Here is a 19,265-nt window from a genome sequence, read left to right on the forward strand (position 1 = left end):
AGTTGTCATGGACCGTCGCGCCTTTCTTTCGACCGCCGGGGCGGTCACCGCCACCGCCGCCATCGCCCGCCCGGCGGGCGCGGTCGCACCCGCCACGACCGGCGGCGATGCCCGGCTCAACGAGACCTTCGACGCAATCTTCCAGGAGCAGGTGCGAGAGTCGCCCGAACTGGCAACCTCGCTCGGGCTCGACAAAGGGGAACTGGCAGGGCTCAAGGCCAAGTTTGACACCCGCCCTGCACTGCAGGCGAGGCAAGAGGAAGTCGCCCGCGCCCGGCGCAACATCGCCAGGCTGCGCACGATCGCACCGGGTGGGCTGTCGGACAGCGGGCGGCTGAACCGCGAGATCGTGCTCTACCAGCAGGAAATTGGAATTGTCCCGGCGGCTCGCTTCGGCATCGATTCCGCGGTGAGGCCCTATCCGATCTTCCAGCAGGGCGGCGCCTATTTCTCGACGCCAGACTTCCTCAACACCGCACACACGATCGAGACGGCGGGGGATGCCGAGGCGTACCTGTCGCGGCTGGAGCAGTTCGCGACCCTGCTCGACAACGACACGGCGGAGCAGCAGCGGCAGGCGGCGCGCGGTTTTCTGGCGCCGGCCTGGTCGCTGGACCTGACGCTGGGGCAGATGCGCAAGCTGCGCGGGCAACCGGCCGAGACCAGCACCATGACCCAGTCGCTGGTGACGCGGGCGGCGGCGAAGAGCTTGGCCGGTGACTGGCAGCGGCGTGCGGCGGCGATCGTCGGGCAGAAGGTCTACCCGGCGCTCGACCGGCAGATCAGCGCGATCGAGCGGCTGAAGCCGACCAGCCGCCCGGGCGACGGTGCATGGCGGCTGCCGAACGGCGAGGCGATCTACGCGGTGGCGCTGGAGCAGATGACGACCACCCGCTTCACGCCGGACGAGGTGCACCGGCTGGGCTTGGCGCAGGTGGCGGAGATCAGCGCCGAGCTGGACAAGATCCTCAAGGGGGCGGGCTACACCAAAGGTAGTGTGGGCGAGCGGCTGGCGGCGCTGAACGTGGAGGCGAGCCAGCTGTATCCCAACACGGACGAGGGCCGCACCGCGCTGCTCGCCAGCCTCAACGCCGGCGTCAAGGCGATGTACGGGCGCCTGCCGCAGGCGTTCGCCACCGTGCCGACCCAGCCGCTGGAGATCCGGCGGGTGCCGCCGGAGATCCAGGACGGCGCGTCCAACGGTTATTACAACCGCGCCTCGCTAGATGGCTCGCGGCCCGCCATCTATTTCATCAATCTCAAGGACACCGGCGACTGGCCGAAGTACAGCCTGCCCGCGCTGACCTACCACGAGGGCGTACCGGGGCATCACTTGCAGATCAGCCTGGCGCAGGAGTCCAAAGACATCCCGACGCTGCGCAAGATCGGCTTTTTCTCCGCCTATTCCGAGGGCTGGGCGCTTTATGCGGAGCAGTTGGCCGATGAGCTTGGCGCGTATTCAGGGCTGGAGCGGGCGGGGTACCTGCAATCCTTCCTGTTCCGGGCGGCGAGGCTGGTGGTCGACACCGGCATTCACACCAAGCGGTGGAGCCGGGAGCGGGCGACCGACTATATGGTGGCGACCACCGGCTTCGCCCGGCCGCGCAGCCAGCGCGAAGTGGAGCGCTACTGCACCCAGCTGGGCCAGGCCTGCACCTACAAGATCGGGCACATGGCATGGAACCGGGCGCGGGCAGATGCGCAGAAGAGCCTGGGGAGCCGGTTCGACCTCAAGGCGTTCCATGAGGTACTGAAGGAGGGAGCCATGCCGCTGACCATCCTGGAACGGCGGGTGAAAGAGCGGACCGCGACCATGCGCGCGTGAGTTACCTTCGAGTTGCTCCCCAGCCGCGACGAGCGGCGCGGAGTCACTCCCGCTTATCGTTCGGCCGTTTGGACTAGGGGACGAACCAAGCCACAACTCAAGGACTTGGGCGTTTTACCTCCCGTGACTGCCCCGCTGAGGGCAGCGCGCCCTTTCGCCCTGTGTGGGGCGAACGCATGGAGATTCATGATGATCAAGTCCGCCCTTTTCGGCCTGATGCTGACCACCAGCGCTGCGGCCTTCGCCCAGTCGACTACGACCACGACCACGACCGGGCAGGGTCAACCGACCACCCAAACCCAGCCGTCATCCCCGGGCGCGGCGCAGCCCGCCACGCCGGCCGACCCGGCCACGGCCGCCGATCCGAGCATTGGCACGGCCGCCACGCCGGCGAGCCCGGCTACGCCGTCGTCCAACTCGACGGGCGGAACGACCACGGACACCAGCGGCTCGGCGGGCACGACCGGCGGCACGACGTCGGGCAGCACCGCCACGGCTGAGTCGGTCGTGCAGGCTGACTGGGCCAAGTATGACACCAACAAGAACGACGGGCTGAGCAAGACCGAGTTCAACAAGTGGGTCGGTGACCTGCAGTCGGCGGCCGGGCAGAAAGCCCCGACCAAGAGCTATCTGAGCTCGGCATTCCGCAAGGCCGACACCGACAAGAGCGGCAGCGTGTCGCAGACCGAGCTGCAGGCGTTCCTTGGCTCGTAAGTGAGCGAAAGCGGGCGGCGCTTCGGCGTCGCCCGCACCATTTCGTCAGCGAGTGGAGCCGGCGTCCTCGTGGTCGTCGGCTTCGTCGTGTCCGGCCGCGAGGCCGATCCCGAGGCCGGCACCGCCGCCGGCCGCGCCGGCCATCCCGCCGCCGCCGCCGCGCCCTCCGCGGGAGCCCTCTTCACCGCCACCACCACCACCGTTGCCGCGCCCGCCCTTGCCGCCGCCGATTGAAACCGGGCGGAGCGGGCCCTGCCTTGGGATCGCCAGGCCGGTGGTGATCGCGTCGAGGTCGAGCGCCTGACGGATGAAGTTGCGCAGGCTGACGACCAGCTCGGCGGTATGAACTGGTCGGCCGGCCACCATTTCCTCGGCCGCCGCGGCGGCCAGGCGAACCTGCTCGTCGGTGCCGAGCAGGATGATGTCGGAGAAGGCCGCTTCGACCTGGTCGCGCATGCGGCGAAGGCGTTCGTTGTCGAGCGTGGCCTGCACCGCCGGATCGTCGGCGGCAAGCCGGCGGAGGTCGCGCAGGTGGCGCGGATCGACGGACAGTTCCCCGGTGAACGAGCCGCCCAGCGTCTTGTAGGCGGCAATGAGGGTCTTAAGCCGCTCGTTGATCTGGCGATTCTCCCGCTCGCGGCGCTGCTGGATGGTGGCCATCACCAGCAGCCGGATGCCGACGCCGATCAGGGTGATCAGCGCCAACCCGGCGAGGGTCGACAGGATCGACGACCAGCTGCTGAAATCCAGGCCGCGCACGGTCAGCCTGCGGCCAGCGCTTCGGACAGTTCCGCGACCTCAAGCCAGCGCAGTTCGGCGGCTTCCTTGTCGGCACGCAGCCTGGCCACCTGATCCATGAGGGAAGCGAAGCGCTTCGGATCGCGGGTATAAAGGTCGGGATCGGCGAGGGCCGCTTCGGCGGCGGCGATTTGCGCTTCTATCTTTTCGATCTCGGCCGGCAGGCGGTCGAGGTCGCGTTGGTCCTTGTAGGACAATTTCTTCGCAGCCGCCGGCGGCGCCGCGTTGGCGACCGGGGTGGTCGCCCTAGGCTTGGGCTGCGGCCGGGCGGCTTCGCCTCGCCGCCTGGCCCAGTCCTCATAGCCGCCAGCGACGATGTCGACCTTGCCCGAGCCGTCGAGTCCAAGCGTGACCGTGACCGTTCGGTCCAGGAAGTCGCGGTCGTGGCTGACGATCAGGACGGTGCCTTCATAGTCGGCGATGACCTCCTGCAGCAGGTCGAGGGTTTCGAGGTCGAGGTCGTTGGTCGGCTCGTCGAGCACCAGCAGGTTGGAAGCCCGGGCGAACTCGCGGGCGAGCAGCAGGCGCGAGCGCTCGCCGCCGGACAGGCTGCCGACCGGGGCTTCCGTCATCTCTGGATTGAACAGGAATTCCTTGAGGTAGCCTTTGATGTGCTTCTTGGTACCGCGAACGTCGATCCAGTCGCCGCCTTCAGCCAGCACGTCGCGCACTCGCTTGTCGGGCGACATAAGCTTGCGCTGCTGGTCGATGACGATGCCGGACAGCGTTCTTGCGAGGGTCACCTTGCCCCCGTCCGGCGCCAGTTCCCCGGTCAGCAGCTTGAGCAGAGTCGTCTTGCCAGCCCCGTTCGCACCGACCAGGCCGATCCGATCGCCGCGCTGGATGCGCAGGGTGAAGTCGCGGATAATGGTGCGGTCGCCGAAGGCCTTGGTAACATTCTCCGCGTCGATCACGGTCTTGGTCTTGCTGTCGTCGCGGGCAAGGCCGAGCTTGGCCGAGCCGGTAGGCCCGAGCATGGACGCGCGCTGGGCGCGCATCTCCTGCAGCTTGGCGAGGCGGCCCTGGTTGCGGCGGCGGCGGGCAGTGACGCCGCGCTGCAACCAGTGGAGCTCGATTGCCAGCTTGGCGTCCAGCTTTTCGGCCGCGCGCTCCTCGTCGGCGTAGACCTTCTCGGTCCAGGCATCGAAGCCGCCGAAGCCGATCTCGGCACGGCGGATCTGGCCCCGGTCGAGCCACAGGCAGCTTTTGGTCAGCCGGGTGAGGAAGGTGCGATCGTGGCTGATCACCACGAACGCGCCGGAAAAACGGCCGAGCCAATCCTCCAGCCAGTCAATCGCGGCGAGATCGAGGTGGTTGGTCGGCTCGTCCAGCAACAGCACGTCGGGGTCCTGCGCAAGCGCACGGACGATCGCCGCTCGCCGCCGCTCGCCACCGCTCGCGGTGGCCGTGGTGCGGAGGAGGTCGATGCCCAGCTGGTCGGCGATGGCGGCAGCTTCGTGCGCCGGCGGCGCGTCGGCGCCATGCAGCACCCAGTCCTCCAGCGTGGCATGGGCGCCCATCGGCGGATCCTGCTCCAGCAGCACGACTTTGGTGCCGGGCACGATGGTGCGGCGGCCAGCGTCGGTGTCGACGGTCCCGGCCAGGCACTTCAGCAGCGTGGTCTTGCCCGCACCGTTGCGGCCGATCAGCGCAAGCCGGTCACGCGGGCCGAGGTAGATGTCGAGGTTGCGGAACAGCCAGCCCTCGCCTTGAATAAGGCCGAGGTCTTCGAAGGAGAGGATGGGCGGGGCAGCCATGGCGGCGCTGTCTAGCGGCGAGAAGGGCCCTCGTCACCAACGCCGGTGGACAGGCCCCCTCGCTTCCGTTCACAAGCTATTCAATGGCTTGTGCTACACCGTGCCTCAAGAGATTCGCATGAGCCTGTTCCGTTCCCTTCTTGCCGCGGCTGTTGCCGCCGGCCTGTTCGCCAGCCCGGCGCTGGCCGACCGGCCGCGCGACCAGGACCGGGCCTTCCAGGCGTTTCGCCAGGGCCGGTCCATGCCGTTGCCGATGATCGAGCGGCGGGTCATGCCGCACATGGGCGGCGCCGACTATCTAGGACCTGAATTCAACGGTCAGACCTACCGCTTGAAGTTCATGCGCGACGGGCGTGTGATCTGGGTCGATGTGGATGCCGCCACCGGCCGGATTCTCGGTCGCAGCGGAGATTGAGCCGCCGCTCCGTTGCGGAGTGGCCATCTGCTTTTGCAGAGCTTTCGAGGCGGCGAACCACCCTGCCCACACGACCAGGCCGGCGAGCATGTCGACGACATAGTGGCCGCCGCCCGGGAAGATCGACAGCAGCATGACCGCGAGCCACGCCCCGGCGGCGATCCGCGCCCACCGATAATTCCGCCACGCGGCCATCACGAGAAAGCCGACGATCGAGTGGAACGAGGGAAAGGAGATCACTCCGTCGATGACCTGCAGCCGCAGGACCGGGTGGTTGCCAAGGTAGAATTCGTCGAAGTGAGGCCAGAAGTTCCGCATGGCTTGGGGCGGCAGCTGTGCCAGTAGATCGGCCGAGGCCCATGTGCCGAGCCCCTTGGCCGGGACAAATGCTGCAATCAGGCAAGTCGTCAGGAGCGTGCCCATGAAGCAGAAGGTGCCGCGCCACGCCTCGATTCGGTCGCCGCGCAGCGACAGGATGACCAGACTGATGAAGAAGATCTGCAGCGTGTAGTTGTACGCTGGTGGCATCAGCCAAGTGAGAATTGCGCCGGCGCGGAGTTCGGCGGCGATGATGGCCAGCCCGTCGACGCCCAGTGCATGATCGAGTGACTGCAGCATGCCGTCCGCGATCGGGTAGCCAAGCCGCAACTCCAGCATGGCGATGGCGCCGCAGGTCATCCCGGCGAGCGAGGCCAGTGCGAACGTGCCGGACGCGTCGGCGAGCCGCTGATTTGACAGCTTCAGCCACCAGATGCGGGAGACCAGCAGCAGGGTCGCCAGCAGCAAGTCGATCACCAGCGTGCCGTGAGGATCGATCGGGACCCTGAAGCGCAGCGCCAGGGCGATGGCAGCCATCGTGCTCGCCAGGAGCAGCCAGACCGTGAGCTGGCGCAAGCGGTCGACGAAAGCGTCGGAGGTCGCGACGGGGATGCTCGCCGGAGTACTGCCGGAGGCTTCGGGAGCCGCATACGATGGACGGCGTACTGCCAGCAGCGCTTCCCTGAACAAGACACCCTCCGGCCACGCGCTGGCGCACGCCACTGCCTGGCGCTGCGGGCCGAGCCCCCGGTTGAAGGTGTAGAGGCTGTTCGGGATGTCCGGCAAGTGGGTGCTGCGGGTCGGTCCGGCCGGCGCACTGCCGCCCGCCGGACCTACCCCGCTAATCAGGCGATGTTGAGCGTGCCGTTGAGCCTGATCGGGCGCCCGAGATTGTAGTAGTTGGGCGAGGTCTTCATCACCGCCTGGTGGATTTCGGCGAATTGCTCGGGCGTGCCGTCGCCAGCGATGGTCACCTCGTAGTCGACGCTCTCGTAGCCGGGCGCGACCTGATCGGACAGGCCGAGGAAGCCGCGCAGGTCGAGCGTGCCGCTCGTGCGGATCTCCAGTCGCTCGAGCTTGATGCCCTTGGTGGCCGCGCCGGCGACATAGCCGACCGTAATGCAGGCATTGAACGCCGCCATCAGCAACTCCTGCGGATTCGGCGCCTGGTCGGTGCCGCAAATCTGTGTCGGCTCGTCGGCCTCGATCAGATAATCGCGCGGAATACGCTGCCCGCCGAAGCGGATGTCCTCGACGGTCGCTTCGCTACGCGTGCCGCCGGTCCAGCGGGTGGTCACGGCGAATGCCAATGCGCCGTTATCCGGGTCCTGCTGAATACGGTCGACGATCTCGCCGAGCATGCCGAGGTCGATGCCGTTGACCTGGGTGGTGGTGGTGTCGAGCATGATGCTGGTCCTTTCGGGTGGAAGTGTCGGTTACGCGAACATCGGGGCTGCTTCGGCAACCCGCCGAGCAGCGGCGGGGGAGTGCGCCTGGAGCGTCGAGACAAAGCGGTCGTGCACCATTCCCGAGCCGAGATAGGTCCAGCGGGCAGCCTGGCGCTGCTGGGCGGCCACGGCCTCGCGGTCGGGCACCGCACGGCCAGTCACGGCTTCGAGCGCATCGAGGTTGAACTGGGCCTGCGTGGCGAGCCCCGCGTCCAGGAACCCGCCGATGGCGAAGAACTGGTCCATCACCCGGCCCCAGACCTCGTCCGAGCGCCCTTCGGCCAGCGCATCCACGATCAGCGTGTCGAGCTTGGCGTGCTGCGCTTCCTCGATCCAATGGTTGCGCATCAGGCTCTTGAACAGCGGGTCAAGATCCCCGTCGTCGCGGATGGAGCCGAGGTAATGGCCCTGCGTCATCCACTCGATCATCAGGATGACCAGGGCGACGCTGAGCGGGTCATGGCGCAACACCTCGGCGCCGATCGCCTCCGACGGACCGATCATCTGCGGCTGCACCGGGAAGCCGCGGACGAACGCTTGGTGAAAGCGCTTGAACAGGTGGATGTGCTTGGCTTCCTCTGACGCGAAGTTGAGCAGGGCGCGGACCCGCCAGTCGTCCTCCCGCAGGTGCGGACGGGCATGGTCCAGCACAAATGGGACGATGAATTCCTCCACCACGCCGAAGATGCAGAGATATTGGTGGCCGCTGATCTGGTTGAGGAGCTTCTGCTCCGCCGGGCTGAGCTGGGTCAGCGCGGCGGTGCGGGCGAGGCTCTCCGGCATGAAGCGGAGCGAGAAGTCGAGCTCCTGGTCAGGCGCAAGCACCTCGTCCAGTTCCCAGTTCCCGCGCAGCGACGAGGCGAGCGCCTGTTGAAAGGTGAAGTCGTGGTACATGGCGGTCCTCCGGCCCTCCCGGCCGTCAAAGCAGGAAGGGTGAAACGGCGAGGGCGGCGGTGGTCAGGCCGCTGATGAAGGCGCAGGCGAGGACCAGCAGGGCCCGGCCGCGCAGTTCGTAGGTCAGTTCGTCCATGTCTTGTCCCCTTGGTGGCCAGGTACGGGATCGGCGATCTCGCGAACCCCATGTCCGCAAGTTGTTCGCTGCTGTTCGTCCGTGGCTGGGGATGATTTACGCCGGCCGATGCGCTACTGATATGACCGGGCAACCGGATGAATTGACCGAAACGCCGGAACCCACGAGGAAACCGTCATGGATGTCCTCAGCGACATTCTGTCCTCACTGCACTTGACCGGCGGGGTGATCCTCGAAGGGGAGGCGCACGGCGACTGGTGCGTTTACTCCCAGCTGAAACCGGAAGACATCGCCGCATTGTTTCCGAACGGCGGTCCGGTCATCGCCTATCACTACGTCAAGCAGGGCCGCTTGTTCGCGCAGGTAGAAGGGCAGCCGCCGGTGAAGGCGGACGCGGGCTCCATCCTGCTGTTCCCGCGCAACGTCCGGCACCGGCTGTTCACCAGTGATGCGCCGAAGCCAATCGACTCGCACGACTTCATCCGGGGCGCGACCGAACGTGGGCTGGCCCGCTTCACGATCGACGGGAGTGGCGACGCGGTGGAGTTCTATTGCGGCTTCCTTGGCGTAGAGGCGGGCGAGCACCCGCTGCTGGAATGCCTGCCGGCCATGCTGAAGGTGGAGGACATCAGCGAGGTGCGGGAGCGCTGGCTGGAGCAGAACCTGGCTTTTCTGACGACCGGGCAGCCGAGCGACGAGGTCGTGACCCGTATTGCCGAGCTGCTGTTCGCGGAAGCCGTGCGGGCCTATGTCGACGACCTGCCAGAGGGAGACAACGGCTGGCTCGACGGGCTGCGTGACCCGGCGGTCGCCCGCGCGCTGTCGATCATCCATGCCCGCTTCGCCGACGACCTCGACATCGAGTTGCTGGCGCGGGAGGCGGGCGTGTCGCGAACCGTGCTTGGCGAGCGCTTCTCGGCGCTGCTGGGCGAATCGCCCATGCGTTACTGCGCCAAGTGGCGGATGCGGCAGGCGGCAAACCTGCTGCGCGAGGGCAAGGAAAATACCGCCAACATCGCCTATCGCGTCGGCTTCAACTCGGAAGCGGCGTTCAACCGGGCGTTCAAGCGCGAGTTCGGCCTCCCGCCCGCGGCTTGGAAACGGCTGGGGCAGCGTGAAGCGGATGCGCACGCCGGGCCGCAGCCCGCTCCGATCCGCTTCGCCCACTCGGCCGACGGCACGCGGATCGCGTGGACTGTGTCGGGCCAGGGCGACCCGCTGCTGATGCCGGGCGTCTGGTTCCACCAGATCGCGGAGGACGGCAACAGTCCGTTGTGGGGCCACTGGCTGACGCTGGCGACGCACGGGCACCGGGCTTATCGGGCGGACACCCGCGGCTGCGGCCAGTCGGAGTTGCACCCGGCCCGCTGGACCTTCGACGCCGTAGTCCAAGATCTGGAGTGCCTGGCGTCTCAGGCGGGAGACGGGCCGGTCGACCTTCTGACTTTCTCCAACAGTGCGGCCATCGCACTCGCTTATGCGGCGCGGCATCCGGAGCGGGTTAAGCGAATGGTGCTGGTAGCAGGCTACGCGCAGGGCGTGCTGGCGCGCGGCGATCCGAGTGAGATCGGTGTCCGCACGGCGGCGGTGGAGATGGGCCGGCAGATGCTGGACCGCGATCCGCAGGCGTTTGGCCGGATGATCGGCGCCCTGGTCGTCCCGCAGGCCAGCGACGAGCTGCAAGAGTGGTGCTCGGCCCGCTTCTGCCACCCGGTGTTCCTCAATCCGGACGCGCAGCGCTGCTACGGCGAGATCGACGTGCTGGACGTGCTGCCTACCATCCGTGCACCGGTGCTGCTGGTGCACAGCCGTGGGGACCGGGTCAGCCCGTTGAGCGGGGCGGAGTTGATGGCCCGGTCGTTGCCCGACGCCCGGCTAGTACCGCTGGACAGCGACAACCACATCCTGACCAGGACCGAGCCAGCCTGGGAGGTGGCGCGGGCCGCGGTCGCCGACTTCCTGCGCTGAGCGCGGCCGCCCGGAGCGTGTCCGGACGACCGCTATCGCTCAGATAAAGGTGTCGGACGAGAGCGCCTGCGCGGCGCCGACCAGCTGTATGCCGTTCACGGTAGCGAACACGCCGTTCAGGACAACAGTGAAATCGGCCTTGCCGTCGCCGTTGGTGTCGCCAGCGATGGTGGTGTCCACCCCGTTGTTCGTAATCGACAGGAACTTGGGGTTGAACGCGCTGAAGTCGAGCCGGTCGGCCGAGCTGTAGTCCGTAATGACATCGCCGTTTGCGTCGGCCGCCGAATTGAACACGAACACGTCGGCGCCGCCGCGACCGCTCAGCGTGTCACGACCCCCCAGGCCGTTGAGGATGTTTGCACCATCATCGCCGCGAAGGAGGTCGCCGTAGCCGCTGCCGTTGATGTTCTCGATGCCGACCAGCACGTCGCCATGGGCATCGCCGTAGAGCTGGCTGCTGCGCATCAGGTCGACGTCCACCCGCGATCCCGACCAGTGATAGCTGACCGTGTCGCTTCCGACGCCACCGTTGATGTAATCGGCGCTGCCGACCCCGACGATGAAGTCGTCGCCCGCGCCCGCATCCACATTGTCGACCTTGGACCAGTCGGCATTGATATAGTCGTTCCCCGCCGTGCCGGTGATGGTCGGCGTGGTCGGGAAGCCGGACGGAACGGTCGGGGTCGTAGGCGGAGTGGCCGTGTCGTCGCTGACTATGGTGCCCACGCCCTGGGCGTCCGCGATCGTCAGGTTGACGCCGTTCGACAGGTTCAGGGTGAAGGCCTCATTGCTCTCGACAAGCGTGTCGTTGATCAGCGCCACGTTCACCGTCGCCGTCGACTGGCCGGCGGCAAAGGACACGGTGCCAGAGGCGGCGGTATAGTCGGAGCCAGCAGTGGCAGTGCCGTTTGCCGTCGCGTAGCTGACCGACGAGACGGACGACAGGTCGCCCGAGCGGGTCAGAGTGAAGCTCAGCAGGCCGTTCGCCTCGTTTGCGGTGACGTCGTTGACCACGACGGACGGTGCCGTCGGCGTGGGTGCGACGTCGTCGCTGGCGATGGTGGCGACGCCCTGCGCGTCCGTGATGGTGACGTTGGTGCCTCCGCTGAGGTTGACGAAGAATGTCTCCGGGTTCTCGACCAGCGTGTCGTTGATGATGCCGACGGTCACGGTCCGGGTCGCCTCGCCTGCCGCGAAGCTCACCGTGCCGCTGAGCGCGGTATAGTCGGACCCCGCGGTCGCCGTGCCGTTGGCCGTGGCGAAGTTCACCGTTGAGACGTCGGTCAGGGAGCCGGTGCGGGTAATGGTGAAGGTGACCGAGCCGTTGCGCTCGTCCGCCGCGACATCGTTGATCGTTACCGACGGCGCGGTCGTGCTTGGCGCTCCCACGGTCACACCGTTCACATTGGTGAAGACCCCGTTCAACGTGACGGTGAAGTCGCCCACACCGTCATTGTCGGTATCGCCGGTGAGAGTGGTGTTCACGCCATTGTTGGTGATCGACAGGAACTTGGGGGCGAAGGCGCTGAAGTCGAGCCGGTCCTCGGCCGTATAGTCCGTGATCACGTCGCCGTTGGCGTCGCTCGCCGAGTTGAACAGGAAGGTGTCCGCCCCGCCGCGGCCGGTCAGCACGTCCTTGCCGCCCAGCCCATTCAGCACGTTGGCGCCATCGTCGCCGCGTAGGGTGTCGTTCTGGCCGCTGCCATTGACGTTTTCGATGTTGACGAGGACGTCGCCGTTGGCGTCGCCGTTCTGCTGGTAGGTGCGCAGCAGGTCCACATCGACCCGCGCGCCCGACCAGTGGTAGCTGACCGTGTCGATGCCTGCGCCACCGTCGATATAGTCCGCGCTGCCGACCCCGGTGATGAAGTCGTCGCCCGCTCCAGCCGCGACATAATCGACCTTTGACCAGTCGGCGTTGAGGTTGTCGTTGCCGCTGGTGCCGACGATCGTCGGCACCGTCGGGAAGCCGGCCGGCGGCATGGGCGTGGTAGGAGGCGTCGGCGCCACGTCCTCGCTGACGATCGTGCCCACGCCTTGCGCGTCGGCGATGGTTAGGTTGGTCCCGCCCGTCAGGTTGAGGAACAGCGTCTCGGGGTTCTCGACGGCCGTGTCGTTGATCAGCGAGACGGTGACGGTGGCGGTGGCCTGCCCGGTGGCGAATGAGACGACGCCCGAGGTGCCGGTATAGTCCGACCCGGCGGTCGCGGTCCCGTTGGCAGTGGCATAGTTCACCGACGATGCCGCGCTGAGGTCGCCCGAGCGGGTCAGCGTGAACAGCATCGCCCCGTCCGCCTCGTTGGCGGTGACGTCGCTGACCGCGACAGAAGGCGCGACCGGGGCAGGGGCCACGTCGTCGCTGATGATCGTACCGACGCCCTGCGCGTCGGCGATAGTGACGTTGGTCCCGCCGCTCAGATTGACGAAGAAGGTTTCCGGGTTCTCCACCAGCTTATCGTCCGTCAGCGCCACCGTGATCGTCCGGGTCGCCTCGCCCGCCGCAAAGCTGACCGTGCCGCTCAGGGCCTGGTAGTCGGACCCCGCCGTGGCCGTGCCATTTGCGGTGGTGAAGTTGACCGTCGACGGGTTAGTCAGCGTGCCCGAGCGAGTCACCGTGAAGGTGATGGAGCCGGCCTGCTCGCCCGCCGTTACGTCGTTGATCGCCACTGTCGGCGCGACCGCGGGCGGGTTCGTCGCCGGGGCCAGCACACCGTTCACGCTGGTGAAGACGCCGTTCAGCGTCACGGTAAAGTCGCCCACGCCGTCATTGTTGACGTCGCCGACGATCCTGGTGTTCAGTCCATCGTTGGTCAGCGACAGGAACTTCGGCGCAAACGCGCTGAAGTCGAGCCGGTCTTCCGCCGAATAGTCGGTGATCACGTCGCCGTTGGCATCGCTGGCGGAGCTGAACAGGAATACGTCGGCGCCCCCGCGCCCAGTCAGCGTGTCCGCGCCGCCCAGCCCGTTGAGCACGTTCGCGCCATTGTCGCCGCGCAGAGTGTCACCTTGACCACTGCCGTTAACGTTTTCGATGTTGGCCAGCACATCGCCGTTGGCGTCACCGCCGCCCTGGAAGGTGCGCATGAGGTCCACATCGACGCGCGATCCCGACCAGTGGTAGCTGATCGTGTCGATCCCGGCGCCACCGTCGATGAAGTCGGCATTGCCGGCGCCGACGATGAAGTCGTTGCCGCCCTTGGCGTCGATGTTGTCGACCTTGGTCCAGTCCGCGTTGATATAGTCGTCGCCAGCGCTGCCGACGATGGTCGGGGTGGTCGGATACCCGTCGGGGATGTTCGGGGTTGGCGACAGGTCCTCGCTGACGATGTTGCCCACGCCCTGCGCATCGACGATCGTTGCATTCACCCCGCCGGACAGGTTGAGGGTCAGCAGTTCCCCTTTTTCATAAAGGGTGTCGTTGATGATCTGCACGGTGATGGTAGCGGTCGCCTGACCGGCGGCGAAGGTGAGGGTACCAGCGGCAGCAAGGTAGTCGGACCCGGCAATCGCCGTACCGTCGGCGGTCGCGAAGTCGACTGACGAAGCGGCCGACAGGTCACCGGCGCGCGTAACGGTGAAGACCATCACGCCGCCCGCTTCGTTGATGGCCACGTCGTTGACGGCCACCGCCGGTGGACCCGAGGCCGGAGCGGCCAGGGTGAACGGATCGACGTAGCTCCCGAAATAGCCCTCCATCAGGTTCATGTACGCCGAATCGGGCTGGCCTTCCTTAGCCATGTACAGGGTGTAGCTGGTGTCCCACGGACCGCCGCCCCAGGCCGTTGCCTCCAGTTTATTGGCGACCATGTAGTCGAGCGCATTCTTCTGGATCTCGAGCCAGCGCGGGTCGGTGCTGGGCGCTCCGAACTCACCGATCATGCCCTTGAACCCATGCGCGTTGAGCCAGTCCACGAACGGCTTGAGCCGGTCGACGCCGATCTCCGGGTAGGCCTTCTCGCCCTCGTAGGTGTAACGGTACGCGCCTTCGTTGAACTGATCGTAGTAGCCGTGGGCGGTATAGATCAGCCGGTTGGCTGGGTCGGTGATGATGAGGTCGGCGTTGTTGTCCAGCCAGGTGTGCGTCGACGACCAGCCGTCACCCTCGATGTAGATGATGGCCTTCATATCGACGGTGCGGATGGCGTCAGTCGCCGCTTGCGCCGCCGCCTTCCACGCGCCTGCGACCGGCATGTCGTGCGGCTCGTTCATCAGGTCGTAGCCGACCAGCGCCGGATAGCTTTTGAACTCGGTCGCCATCTTCTGCCAGAAGTCGGCGAATTGCGCCGGGGTCGGCCCGCCCACGTCACCGATCGCCTTGCCGTTGTACCGGCCATAATTGTGCAGATCGAGCACGACGTTCATGCCCAGCGATCCCGCATCGGTCAGCAACTGCTTGAGCACCGCGATGTCGCTCGCAAGGTCGAGCGGCCCGTCCAAGGCAGACTGCAGTCGCTCCCACCCGACTGGGATCCGGACCAGGTCCACGCCCTTGCTGTTATAGTATTGGAGCTCGGCTAGCGTCGGATAATGATAGCCGTTGTCGGGCGAGCCTCCGGTACCGTTGAATTCGCCGCCAGAAATGTTGAGGCCGATCGTCGCCATTCGTTACGCTCCCAAGGTCTTACGACCAAAAATTTCGTGGTTCGCCCGCTCGAAAGGACGACGATTCACAGAATGTTAGGCTTGGTGGTTAAGCATAACCGGCAAACCGGCTCGATCCAGCCTTGTTCCTCCAACCGCGGCAGTGTTCCTTCGTGAAACAGTGTCCCTGAACGTTAATTCCCGCGAGACGCGGCTTTTGCATCACAGAGAGCCAGGGTTGGCCCATGAGGCCAAGCGGAGGTCCACGTGGCGATAGCCTGATCAAACGCCATCGCTGCAAACCCAGCCAAGCGGAGTATTAACGGCACATTTCCAGCCTAGATGTTCCGCGTTCGCACGTTAATTCATCGAGCTGTAGCAACGGTTTACCGACAATCGGGTAACTCTTCCTGTTGCACCGGAGAACTCCGCGATAGCCGATGCGACCACGAGGCAGGTTCCTGTTTCGATTCCGTAATTAGTTCAGTTCAGGGCGGGGATTACATGATCGGTATTAATTTGTCTGGGGCCGAGTTCGGCTCCGGGAACACTTATGGGCGTGATTATCATTATCCTGATCTGAACGAGATCAAATATTACGCAGGCAAGGGTGCGCAGTTGATCCGGCTGCCATTCGACTGGGAGCGCATGCAGCCATCGCTTGGGGGAGCGCTGGACCCGAATGAACTCGGTCGGTTGAAGCAGTTCCTGGCCGATGCGCAAACCGCAGGCGTCAAGGTCGTCATCGATCTCCACAACTACGGCCGGTACAATGGACAAACCGTCGGCTCTTGGGCCGTGCCGAACGCGAAGTTCGCCGATTTCTGGCAGAAGCTCGCGGCGGCGGTGAAGGATGCTCCGGCCCTGATCGGCTATGGCATCATGAACGAGCCACACGACATGGGGGGTGCCGGCGTATGGAAGGCGGCCGCACAGGCCGCGGTGGACGCCATTCGCCGCGTCGACGGAACTCACTCCATCTTCGCCAGCGGGGACGGCTGGTCCGGAGCCCACAGCTGGCAGTCGATCAATCGGGATTTCATCCTGAAGGACCCGGCCAACAACATCTATTACGAAGCCCACCAGTATTTCGACCGGGACTCGTCGGGCACGTACAACGGCTCCTATGACCAGCAGGGCGCCTACGCGAACGTCGGTGTCGACCGGCTGAAGCCGTTCTTTGATTGGCTCAAGGCCAACAATCTCAAGGGCTTCATCGGCGAGTTCGGTGTTCCCAGCAATGATCCGCGCTGGATCGAGGTCGAGAACCGCGCCGTCCAGTACATGGAAGCCAACGGCGTGTCGGGCACGGCGTGGGGAGGCGGTTTCTGGTGGCCCAAGGATTACCCCATGTTCATGGGCAGCCCCGACAAGGGTGAGTCGAATTACTTCAACTCGCTGAAGGGGTTCCTGGACGACGGGACCTGGGGATCGACAACGACCACCACTACGCCGACCACCACCACCACCACCACCACGCCGCCCCCGCCGCCGCCCACGACGACCACGACGACGACCACCACCACCACCACGTCGACGGCCGACCTCAGCAACCCGACAATCGTCGGGTCAGCCGGTAACGACTGGCTGAACGGTACTCCCGGCAACGACAGAATGGACGGCCGCGACGGCAACGACACGCTTACGGGAACCGGCGGCGCCGATGTACTCTCCGGAGGCAACGGCTCCGACACGGCGAGCTACCATTGGTCGGGTGCCGGAGTGAACGTCGATCTCACCCGCGCGACGCAGCTGTATGGCGATGCGCACGGCGACACCCTGATCGGCATCGAGAATGTGACCGGCAGCGGTAACGCGGACATCCTGTTCGGCGACGCGGGCGCCAACGTGCTGAACGGCAATGGCGGCAACGACACGATCAATGGTCGTGGCGGCGCCGACGTCCTGACGGGCGGCGCGGGCAACGACCGCTTCATCTTCGATACTGCCGCAAACGCAAACGGGGACAAGATCACGGACTGGGCGTCGGGCGATACCATTGACCTGGGGCAGATCGACGCGAACAGCGGGGCATCCGGCGACCAGGCGTTCACGAACATCGGTTCCGGCGCATTTACCAGGGTGGCGGGCCAGCTGCAGATCCACAGCGACGCCGCCAACACCTACATCGCCGGCGATGTGAACGGCGACGGGGTGGCGGACTTCACGCTGACCCTGGTGGGCGTTCATGCCGTCACGGGGATAATCCTGTAGGCACAGGGTCATCCCGCGATGAGCTCCGGGGAGGTTGGGCGCGAGGCGCCTGACCTCCTTCGCCACTTGCGGTTCACTCGAAAGCCGCCGTCCCTGGCGGATTAGGCCCGGGCCAGTCCGCCAGCGGCGGGGCCGACCGGCGCTTCCTCGCCACGCGAATAGGTTCCGACCAGCAATCCGGTGGCAAGGACCCGTCCGCGGACTTTTTCGAGGAAGTCCGATCGGCCGGGAGCCGCGTCGTCGGACGGTGCGCCCGCCCGGAGGGCGAACAGCTGAAAAACATAGTCGTGACTGTCGTGCCCGGTTGGTGGATCAGGCGGCAGCCAGCCCTCGGACAGCCCCGAGTTGCGGCCGACGTTCTTGCCGCCAGAGCCCGCGCCATCGGGAGCAATGGCACCTTCCGCGAGGCTGCCGAGCGCCGGATCGATATCGAGCAGGATCGCATGCACCATGGGCCGCGGGGTCGGCGCGTCGGGATCCTCAACGATCAGCGCCAGGCTGGTCGCTCCCGCCGGTATACCGCTCCAGACTAGCGGCGGTGAGATGCCCGCCCCGTCGGCAGTGAAGCGTTCGGGCAGCCGGCCGCCGGACGCAAAAGCGGGGCTGGTGAGCGACAGCTCGGCCGACTGATGCAGGTCGAGGCGTGCGACGGTGAGCTTGTCATGGCCGGCGCGAACGCCCGTGAGTGCCTGGCCGAGCCAGTGCGGAATATGTTCGAGCATCGCCGACCAACGCGCAGCCCTGCGCTTCGTTCGCCTCGGATGGCCTCCGCTGGGCGTCATCTTCCCTGCAGCTTTATGCGCTCCAGGCGCCGCCAAGCGAGCGGAAGAGGTCAATCTGCGCGTCCACTATGCGGGCATCCGCGTCGGCGACGGCCGCCGCGGCATCCGCCGCGGTCCGCTCCGCATCGAGCAGTTCGAGCGAGTCGATCTGACCCTCACGCTGGCGCGCGCGGGTGATGCGCGCGGCGTTCTCGGCCTGCGTGCGGGCCGAGTCCAGCGCAGCGCGGCGTTCCAACGTGCGCTGGTAGGTCGACAATGCTCCTTCGGTCTCCTCCAAGGCGGTCAGGATCTGGCCATCGAAGGTCGCAAGTGCGGCCTGACTGTCGGCCTGGGCCGCGGCGATGCGGGCGCGGGCGGCGCTGCGGTTGGCAGTCCAATTAATCAGTGGGCCGACCAGCCAGCTGACGGGGTTGAACAGGTTGCCGAGGCCGCTCGCCGCCGAGCCGACCGAACCGCCGAGCGAGATGCGCGGGTAGAGGTCAGCGGTGGCGACGCCGATGCGGGCGGTGGCGGCGGCGAGGCGGCGTTCCGCGGCGCGCACGTCCGGGCGGCGGGCGAGCAGGCCTGCCCCGTCGCCGACCGGGATCGGGCGGTCGAGCCGGAAGGTGGCGGTGCGCGCCGCCGCGATCGCAGGCAGTTCACGCGGGCTGCGTCCGGTCAGGGTCGCGAGCCTGAGCAGCGCGGCTGTGCGCTCCGCCGCAAGTAGCGGCACCTCCGCCCGGCGCTGATCGCGGAGCGCGGCGATGCGGGCGGTATCAAGGCCGGTGGCGAGCCCCACCTGGTGGCGGCGCTCGGTCAGGGCCAGCGACCGGGACAGCAGGGCGACGATCCGCTCCGCCACCGCGATGCGCTCGGCGGCGGCGGCCGCGTCGGCATAGGCGCGGGTGGTGTCTGCCGCGACCACCACGCGCACGGCGTCCGCATCCGCTGCGGCCGCGGCGACGTCACCGCGGGCGGCTTCGGTTCCGCGGCTCAGGCGGCCGAACAGGTCGGCTTCGTAGGCTACATCGAGCCCGACGCTCACCTGCAGGTCGGCGCCGCCCTGCCCCGGCGCGGCTGGACCGGCGGGGCGGCCATATTGCGCGCTTCCACCCAGGCCGACTTGCGGTTGGCGGGCCGCTCGGGTCTCACGCAGCAAGGCGCGGGCACGGGCGAGCCGGGCGGTAGCCACTCGGATGTCGGTGTTGGCGGCGAGGGCGTCGCGCACCAGTCCGTCAAGCACCGGATCACGGTACAACCGCCACCAGTCGCCCACCGGCTGATCGGGCGAGACCGCGGCGCCTGTCGCCAACGCGAAGGGCGCGGCGGCGGTGGGCGACACGGGCCGCGCGACATAGTCCGGGCCGGTGGTGCAGGCCGCCAGCGCAAGCGCGGAGGCTGCGGCGAACAGGGTACGAGCTGGCATGGTGAGGGTC

13 protein-coding genes are annotated in these 19,265 nt (G+C 66.8%); 5 read left to right on the forward strand and 8 right to left on the reverse strand.

The window, feature by feature from the left end; genetic code table 11:
- Window positions 1-7: 7 nt before the first annotated feature.
- Both OMW55_RS02695 and OMW55_RS02700 read left to right on the forward strand, forming a co-directional pair.
- Window positions 8-1,825: a DUF885 domain-containing protein gene (locus OMW55_RS02695; RefSeq protein ID WP_264880620.1), complete on the forward strand. Its 1,818-nt coding sequence runs from the start codon at window positions 8-10 to the stop codon at window positions 1,823-1,825.
- 186 nt (window positions 1,826-2,011) lie between these two features.
- Window positions 2,012-2,539, forward strand: coding sequence for an EF-hand domain-containing protein (locus OMW55_RS02700; protein WP_264880621.1), 528 nt, complete (start codon window positions 2,012-2,014; stop codon window positions 2,537-2,539).
- Between the two features lie 45 nt (window positions 2,540-2,584).
- Here OMW55_RS02700 and OMW55_RS02705 read toward each other — a convergent pair whose 3' ends face one another.
- Together OMW55_RS02705 and OMW55_RS02710 are read right to left on the reverse strand one after the other, a co-directional pair.
- Window positions 2,585-3,298 carry a hypothetical protein gene (locus OMW55_RS02705; protein WP_264880623.1) on the reverse strand — a complete coding sequence of 238 codons (714 nt, stop codon included), beginning with the start codon at window positions 3,296-3,298 and terminating at the stop codon, window positions 2,585-2,587.
- 2 nt (window positions 3,299-3,300) lie between these two features.
- Entirely contained in the window at window positions 3,301-5,094 is a 1,794-nt protein-coding gene (locus OMW55_RS02710; protein ID WP_264880625.1) for an ABC-F family ATP-binding cassette domain-containing protein, read from the reverse strand.
- A gap of 118 nt (window positions 5,095-5,212) precedes the next feature.
- Between OMW55_RS02710 and OMW55_RS02715 the strand changes: the two genes are divergently transcribed.
- Window positions 5,213-5,509, forward strand: coding sequence for a PepSY domain-containing protein (locus OMW55_RS02715; protein WP_264880626.1), 297 nt, complete (start codon window positions 5,213-5,215; stop codon window positions 5,507-5,509).
- On the opposite strand, the gene OMW55_RS02720 is transcribed toward OMW55_RS02715, so the two are convergent.
- The 3 genes from OMW55_RS02720 to OMW55_RS02730 are packed head-to-tail and all read right to left on the reverse strand — an operon-like array spanning window position 5,393 to window position 8,169.
- Window positions 5,393-6,613, reverse strand: coding sequence for a phosphatase PAP2 family protein (locus tag OMW55_RS02720; RefSeq protein ID WP_264880627.1), 1,221 nt, complete (start codon window positions 6,611-6,613; stop codon window positions 5,393-5,395). The two genes, OMW55_RS02715 and OMW55_RS02720, sit on opposite strands and share 117 nt — an antisense overlap.
- A gap of 59 nt (window positions 6,614-6,672) precedes the next feature.
- On the reverse strand, window positions 6,673-7,233 hold the full coding sequence (locus OMW55_RS02725) for an OsmC family protein (RefSeq protein WP_264880629.1): 561 nt from the start codon (window positions 7,231-7,233) through the stop codon (window positions 6,673-6,675).
- Window positions 7,234-7,263: 30 nt separating this feature from the next.
- On the reverse strand, window positions 7,264-8,169 hold the full coding sequence (locus OMW55_RS02730) for a diiron oxygenase (RefSeq protein ID WP_264880631.1): 906 nt from the start codon (window positions 8,167-8,169) through the stop codon (window positions 7,264-7,266).
- A gap of 313 nt (window positions 8,170-8,482) precedes the next feature.
- On the opposite strand from OMW55_RS02730, the gene OMW55_RS02735 reads away from it, so the two are divergent.
- Window positions 8,483-10,273, forward strand: a complete 1,791-nt coding sequence (locus OMW55_RS02735; RefSeq protein WP_264880633.1) for an alpha/beta fold hydrolase — start codon at window positions 8,483-8,485, stop codon at window positions 10,271-10,273.
- A gap of 39 nt (window positions 10,274-10,312) precedes the next feature.
- Here the strand turns inward: OMW55_RS02735 and OMW55_RS02740 are convergent, their stop codons facing one another.
- The gene (locus OMW55_RS02740; protein WP_264880635.1) at window positions 10,313-14,875 is read right to left on the reverse strand and encodes a Calx-beta domain-containing protein; all 4,563 of its coding nucleotides are present in this window, start codon (window positions 14,873-14,875) and stop codon (window positions 10,313-10,315) included.
- Window positions 14,876-15,358: 483 nt separating this feature from the next.
- Here OMW55_RS02740 and OMW55_RS02745 point away from each other — a divergent pair, with 483 nt between their 5' ends.
- Window positions 15,359-17,068: a cellulase family glycosylhydrolase gene (locus OMW55_RS02745; protein ID WP_264880637.1), complete on the forward strand. Its 1,710-nt coding sequence runs from the start codon at window positions 15,359-15,361 to the stop codon at window positions 17,066-17,068.
- Between the two features lie 101 nt (window positions 17,069-17,169).
- Here the strand turns inward: OMW55_RS02745 and OMW55_RS02750 are convergent, their stop codons facing one another.
- Together OMW55_RS02750 and OMW55_RS02755 are read right to left on the reverse strand one after the other, a co-directional pair.
- The gene (locus OMW55_RS02750) at window positions 17,170-17,790 is read right to left on the reverse strand and encodes a YbhB/YbcL family Raf kinase inhibitor-like protein (RefSeq protein WP_264880639.1); all 621 of its coding nucleotides are present in this window, start codon (window positions 17,788-17,790) and stop codon (window positions 17,170-17,172) included.
- A 73-nt stretch (window positions 17,791-17,863) separates the two neighbouring features.
- Entirely contained in the window at window positions 17,864-19,255 is a 1,392-nt protein-coding gene (locus tag OMW55_RS02755; protein WP_264880641.1) for an efflux transporter outer membrane subunit, read from the reverse strand.
- Between the last annotated feature and the right edge of the window lie 10 nt (window positions 19,256-19,265).

This window comes from Sphingomonas arvum (assembly GCF_026013565.1).
Taxonomy (GTDB): Bacteria; Pseudomonadota; Alphaproteobacteria; order Sphingomonadales; family Sphingomonadaceae; genus Sphingomicrobium; species Sphingomicrobium arvum.

Coding starts and splice junctions, on each gene's coding strand:
- OMW55_RS02700 (WP_264880621.1), top strand. CDS start 2,012: ATGATGATCAAGTCCGCCCTTTTCGGCCTGATGCTGACCACCAGCGCT.
- OMW55_RS02745 (WP_264880637.1), top strand. CDS start 15,359: ATGATCGGTATTAATTTGTCTGGGGCCGAGTTCGGCTCCGGGAACACT.
- OMW55_RS02695 (WP_264880620.1), top strand. CDS start 8: ATGGACCGTCGCGCCTTTCTTTCGACCGCCGGGGCGGTCACCGCCACC.
- OMW55_RS02730 (WP_264880631.1), bottom strand. CDS start 8,169: ATGTACCACGACTTCACCTTTCAACAGGCGCTCGCCTCGTCGCTGCGC.
- OMW55_RS02715 (WP_264880626.1), top strand. CDS start 5,213: ATGAGCCTGTTCCGTTCCCTTCTTGCCGCGGCTGTTGCCGCCGGCCTG.
- OMW55_RS02710 (WP_264880625.1), bottom strand. CDS start 5,094: ATGGCTGCCCCGCCCATCCTCTCCTTCGAAGACCTCGGCCTTATTCAA.
- OMW55_RS02740 (WP_264880635.1), bottom strand. CDS start 14,875: ATGGCGACGATCGGCCTCAACATTTCTGGCGGCGAATTCAACGGTACC.
- OMW55_RS02735 (WP_264880633.1), top strand. CDS start 8,483: ATGGATGTCCTCAGCGACATTCTGTCCTCACTGCACTTGACCGGCGGG.
- OMW55_RS02750 (WP_264880639.1), bottom strand. CDS start 17,790: ATGCTCGAACATATTCCGCACTGGCTCGGCCAGGCACTCACGGGCGTT.
- OMW55_RS02725 (WP_264880629.1), bottom strand. CDS start 7,233: ATGCTCGACACCACCACCACCCAGGTCAACGGCATCGACCTCGGCATG.
- OMW55_RS02755 (WP_264880641.1), bottom strand. CDS start 19,255: ATGCCAGCTCGTACCCTGTTCGCCGCAGCCTCCGCGCTTGCGCTGGCG.